The 5214-nt window shown below is 48.6% G+C and carries 4 protein-coding genes and 1 pseudogene; all 5 read left to right on the forward strand.

Annotated features, from left to right (window positions below; genetic code table 11):
- Positions 1 to 157, forward strand: a pseudogene (locus ACJ751_RS04655) (NADH-quinone oxidoreductase subunit D); the annotation flags it as partial.
- 158 nt (positions 158 to 315) lie between these two features.
- A complete protein-coding gene (nuoE, locus tag ACJ751_RS04660; protein WP_407744210.1) occupies positions 316 to 846 on the forward strand; it encodes an NADH-quinone oxidoreductase subunit NuoE in 531 nt (176 codons plus the stop codon).
- 6 nt (positions 847 to 852) lie between these two features.
- Positions 853 to 2130 (forward strand): NADH-quinone oxidoreductase subunit NuoF, encoded by a 1278-nt coding sequence (gene nuoF / locus ACJ751_RS04665; protein ID WP_407744211.1) that lies wholly within the window; start codon positions 853 to 855, stop codon positions 2128 to 2130.
- 9 nt (positions 2131 to 2139) lie between these two features.
- Entirely contained in the window at positions 2140 to 4848 is a 2709-nt protein-coding gene (gene nuoG / locus ACJ751_RS04670; protein ID WP_407744212.1) for an NADH-quinone oxidoreductase subunit NuoG, read from the forward strand.
- Positions 4849 to 4976: 128 nt separating this feature from the next.
- Positions 4977 to 5214 (forward strand): NADH-quinone oxidoreductase subunit H (locus ACJ751_RS04675; RefSeq protein ID WP_407744213.1); only part of this gene is annotated, 238 nt, incomplete at its 3' end.

The following is a 5214-nucleotide window of genomic DNA, read 5'->3' on the forward strand; positions in this document are numbered from 1 at the left end:
CAGTGATGGCAATACGGCGGCCTATCGCGTGCGCATCCGCACCCCGTCATTCCCTCATATGCAAATGGTGCCGTATATCAGCAAAGGGTATACGGTGAGTGATCTCTTAAGCATATTAGGGAGTATAGATTTTGTTTTGGCTGATATAGATCGTTGAGTTGACCAGTTGATCAGTTGACGAGTTAACAAGTTGACGAGTTAACAAGTTGACGTGGAAGAAAAAAGTCAGGAAGCCTTTCACGTTTCGCGGTTGACGTTTCACGATTAAGCGGGGCCAAAATTGCCGATTCACGATTCACGATTGCCGATAATAATATGATATCACAAAAAATAAATAAAGAAGTTTCAAAACAAGATAATACTGCGAAGTATCAGCAGCATTACCTAACGGACATGGAGCGTCAGTTCATTGACCATGAAGTAAGCCTGGTGCCGCATAAAAGCGCTGCAGTTATTGAAGCTTTAAAGATTGTGCAGCGCCAGCGTGGCTGGATCAGCGACGAAAGTGTGAGCGCGATTGCCGCTTATTTGCAAATGAGTCCGGCTGAAGTGGACAGCGTGGCCACTTTTTATAACCTTATTTTCCGCAAACCGGTGGGGCGGCATGTGATCCTGGTGTGTGACAGCATTTCGTGCTATGTGATGAAGTATGGCGAGATCTATAAAGCCCTGCAGGAAAAGTTGCACATACAATTTGGCGAAACCACCAGCGATCAGTGTTTTACGTTGTTGCCTAATGCCTGTTTGGGTTGCTGCGATCACGCTCCGGCGCTCATGATCGACAATGACCTGTATAAAGATCTGACCGTTGAAATGCTCGAAAGCATTTTAAAACAATACACCTGACATAATATGGAACGTCCGCTCACACAATATATTCATCCTGGCTGTCCGCCATTTGATCTCAGGGAATATCAAATGACAGGTGGTTATGCGGCCCTGCAAAAAGCGCTGGGCAGTATGACGCCGAAGGAAGTACAGCAACTGGTGAAGGACAGTGGACTAAAAGGCCGGGGCGGCGCAGGTTTTAGTACGGGTGTCAAGTGGGGTGTTGTGCCTATGGACGATCATGCCCCGCATCCAAAATACCTTATTGCCAATGCCGATGAAATGGAACCCGGCACTTTTAAAGACCGGTTGCTATTGGAAGGCAATCCGCATCAACTCATAGAAGGCATGATCCTGTCAGCCTATGCCATCCAGGCGGAGGTATCGTTTATATTTTTACGTTGGGCATATAAAAAGGCAGCCCAATTGCTACGCAAGAGCATTCATGAAGCTTATGTGGCCGGTTTTCTGGGAAAGAATATCCTGGGTAGCGGGTTTAATTTAGAAATGCATTTGCATACCGGGGTGGGCCGCTATATGTGTGGGGAAGAAACCGCTTTATTAAATGCATTGGAAGGAAGAAGGGCAACACCAAGGGCCAAACCGCCCTATCCACAGTTAAGTGGTTTGTATGGCAAGCCAACCATTGTAAATAATGTAGAAACGCTTTGTAACATTCCACATATTGTAAACAATGGCGTCGACTGGTTCAAGGGATTAAGCAATAGTGAAGACAGCGGTACCAAATTATATGGCGTTAGTGGAAAGGTAAATAAACCGGGTTGCTGGGAACTGCCGATGGGTGTAACTATTCGGGAGTTGATAGAAGAATATGCCGGTGGCATGAAGAACGGCTACCAGTTAAAAGGCGTATTGCCCGGTGGCGCTTCCACTGATTTTCTGACTACCGAGCACCTCGATGTAAAAATGGATTTTACCGACGTGGCTAAAGCCGGAAGCCGACTGGGCACCGGTACTATGGTAGTGATGGACGATGCTACCTGTCCTGTTGGTTTTGTGCACAACCTGCAACATTTTTTTGCGCAGGAAAGTTGTGGATTGTGTACGCCCTGTCGCGAAGGGCTGCCCTGGGTTGAAAAAATGTTGTTAAGCCTGGAGCAGGGGAGTGGTACCGAACAGGATATGGAGTTGTTGGAAATGCATACGCACATGCTGGGTCCCGGTAATACTTTTTGTGCCCTGGCACCCGGCGCCATGGAACCTCTGCAAAGCGCATTGAAATATTTTAAGGATGATTTTGAGAAACATATTTCGTTACACCGGTGTCCTTACACCGCCTAACCAATTGTTATGTCAACGATATTCATCGATAACAAGCCATACGATGTAAAACAGGGAAAGAACCTGCTGGAGGTTTGCCTTGGGTTAGGTATCGATCTGCCCTATTTCTGCTGGCATCCGGCGTTGGGCAGCGTGGGCGCCTGCCGTCAATGCGCCGTAAAGGTTTTTAAAGATGAGAACGATACCCATGGCAAATTGATGATGAGTTGCATGGAAAATATAAAAGACGGTTTGCGGGTATCGGTGGCCGACAAAACCGCCAAAGCCTTTCGCAGCCAGGTAATAGAATGGCTTATGACCAATCATCCGCATGATTGCCCCGTTTGCGATGAAGGCGGGAGTTGCCACCTGCAGGATATGACGGTCATGACGGGTCACGATTACCGCCGCTATCATTTCAAAAAAAGAACTTTTACCAATCAATACCTGGGGCCGTTCATTCACCATGAAATGAACCGCTGCATTCAGTGTTATCGTTGTGTTCGCTATTACCACGACTATGCCGGTGGTAAGGACCTGAATGTATTTGCGGCGCACAGCCATGTTTATTTTGGCCGGGAGCAGGATGGCGTGCTGCAAAGCCCCTTCAGCGGAAACCTGGCAGAGGTTTGTCCGACTGGTGTATTTACCGATAAAACCCTGCGGGAACATTATACCCGCAAGTGGGACCTCACCACCGCGCCTTCGGTTTGTCAGCATTGCAGCGTGGGGTGCAATACCATTGCAGGCGAACGGTACGAACAGTTGCGTTGTATTACCAATCGGTTCAGCAGCCAGGTAAATGGTTATTTTCTTTGCGATCGCGGCCGGTTTGGGTATGAATTTGTAAACAGTGAGAACCGCATTACACAGCCGCTTATCCGCAACCAGGCGGTGGAAGCAGTGGACGAAGCTACATTGACGGGTCACATGAGAAAATTACTGGCCGATCATCCGTTGATAGGCATTGGGTCACCGCGCGCTTCTGTTGAAAGTAATACCGCATTGATGCAACTGGTGGGTAAAGAAAACTTTTACCAAGGCATCAGCGATAATGTGGGATTCATTCAACGACGCATCGTGGAAGTGCTGCAAACCGGTGTGGTGAAAACTGCTTCTCTTCAGGATATCCAACAGGCAGATGCCATCCTGGTGTTGGGCGAAGATATCTGGAACACCGCCCCGGTAATGGCGCTGGCGGTTCGTCAAAGCGTGTTGAAAACCGCGGCACACCATGCGTTGGAGCATAATGCAACCATACCTCTTTGGCACGATGCAGCCGTTCATGAAATAGTACAGGAAGAAAAAGGATTCCTGGCCAATTGTACCATCACCGCATCGCCGCTCGATGAAATAAGCACCTGTGTACAGCATAATGCGCCGGACGATCTCGCCCGCATCGGTTTTGCGATCGCTCACCAGTTGAATGGCGCTCTGCCGCGGGTGCAGGTGGATGAAGATACCCTGGCAAATGTTATTGATATTGCCGTGTTTTTGCAGCAGGCGAAACGGCCGGTGATCATCAGTGGAACTGGTTGTTATAATGAAGCGTTGATCCGCGCCGCATTTGATATTGCCGCTGCCTGTAAGACCGCCGATAATGAAGTACGCCTGGCATACGTAATGCCGGAATGCAACAGCATGGGCCTGGCCATGATGCAGCCCCCAAGTTTTGAGAGTGCTGTTTTGCGCACCACCCGGGAAAAAAATATGACCGCTATTGTACTGGAAAATGATCTGTACCGGAATGTGCCCACGCTTGTTGCCGATCTGTTTTTTAATAGTGTGGAACATTGCGTGGTGCTTGATTCATTGAATAACCTTACTACCCAACATGCCGATATCCTGATCCCTGCAGCCACCTTTGCCGAAGGCGATGGAACCCTGGTAAATTATGAAGGCCGCGCGCAACGGTTCTTCCAGGTGTTTATGCCGGGTCATACAGCCATCCGGGAAAGCTGGAAATGGTTGTTGAAAATGCAGGCTGTACGAACCGGGGAAGGGAACGAAAGCGTGTACCACCCTGAGGATGTTTTGGCCCGGACGGAGCAGTTGTTGCCGCAATTTGCCGGTATTACAGATGCAGCGCCTCACCATGATTTTCGGATAAACGGACAGGCGTTGCCGCGTGAACCACACCGTTACAGCGGACGCACGGCCATGTTGTCGAACCTGGCAGTGAGTGAACCAGAGCCAAAACAAGATGATGACTCTCCATTCACTTTTACCATGGAAGGATATTCCGGGATGCCGCCATCGCCACTGATCCCGTTCTTCTGGTCGCCTGGTTGGAACTCTATTCAGGCTGTTAATAAATACCAGCAGGAGCCTGGCGGTTCTTTAAAGAACGAGCAGGCAGGTAAATGGCTGTTTGCTTATAAGAAGGATGCTGCACCGGCTTATTTCAAAGATATCCCTGAAGCGTATGTAGTGCGCAATGATAGGTGGTTGTTGTTTCCGCAATACCATGTGTTTGGGTCTGAAGAATTGAGCGCGTACGCTAAAGGCATTCGCGAATTGTCGCCTGAACCTTATGTGGCGCTCTCTGCAACTGATGCGGTAAGGCTTGGTGTAACCAATGGACAAACAGTAGCCATCCAGGTATATGAACAGGAATATGAATTGCCGGTTACCATTGATCGCTCTTTACCAAATGGATTGGTTGTAATGCCGGCGGGACTACCAGGTATGCCTGTGATGAACTGGAACAGTTATGTTAGTATAAAGTTGACCAGTTAACCAGTTGATCAGTTGACCAGTTTAAAAGAAAGCAGGTCGTGAAACGTGAACTAAATAACTAACAAACTAAAGAACTCAATAACCTACGAACCCGGCAACTTAGTACCAGGAACTCAGAATTTTCAATCATGAGCACAACACAACAAGTATGGATCGTTATTGGCGTTTTATTCGTACTGCTGAATATTGCGGCCGGATTGATCTGGGTAGAACGCCGTTTGCTGGCCCTGTGGCAGGACCGCCTGGGACCGAACCGTGCGGGGCCATTGGGTATCCTGATCGTGCTGGCAGATACCCTTAAATTGTTTTTCAAGGAAGACTGGATACCTCCCTTTGCCGATAAATGGATCTTTGTAACAGCACCCG

The organism is Niastella sp., assembly GCF_045805085.1.
In the GTDB taxonomy this organism is placed as follows: Bacteria; Bacteroidota; Bacteroidia; order Chitinophagales; family Chitinophagaceae; genus Niastella.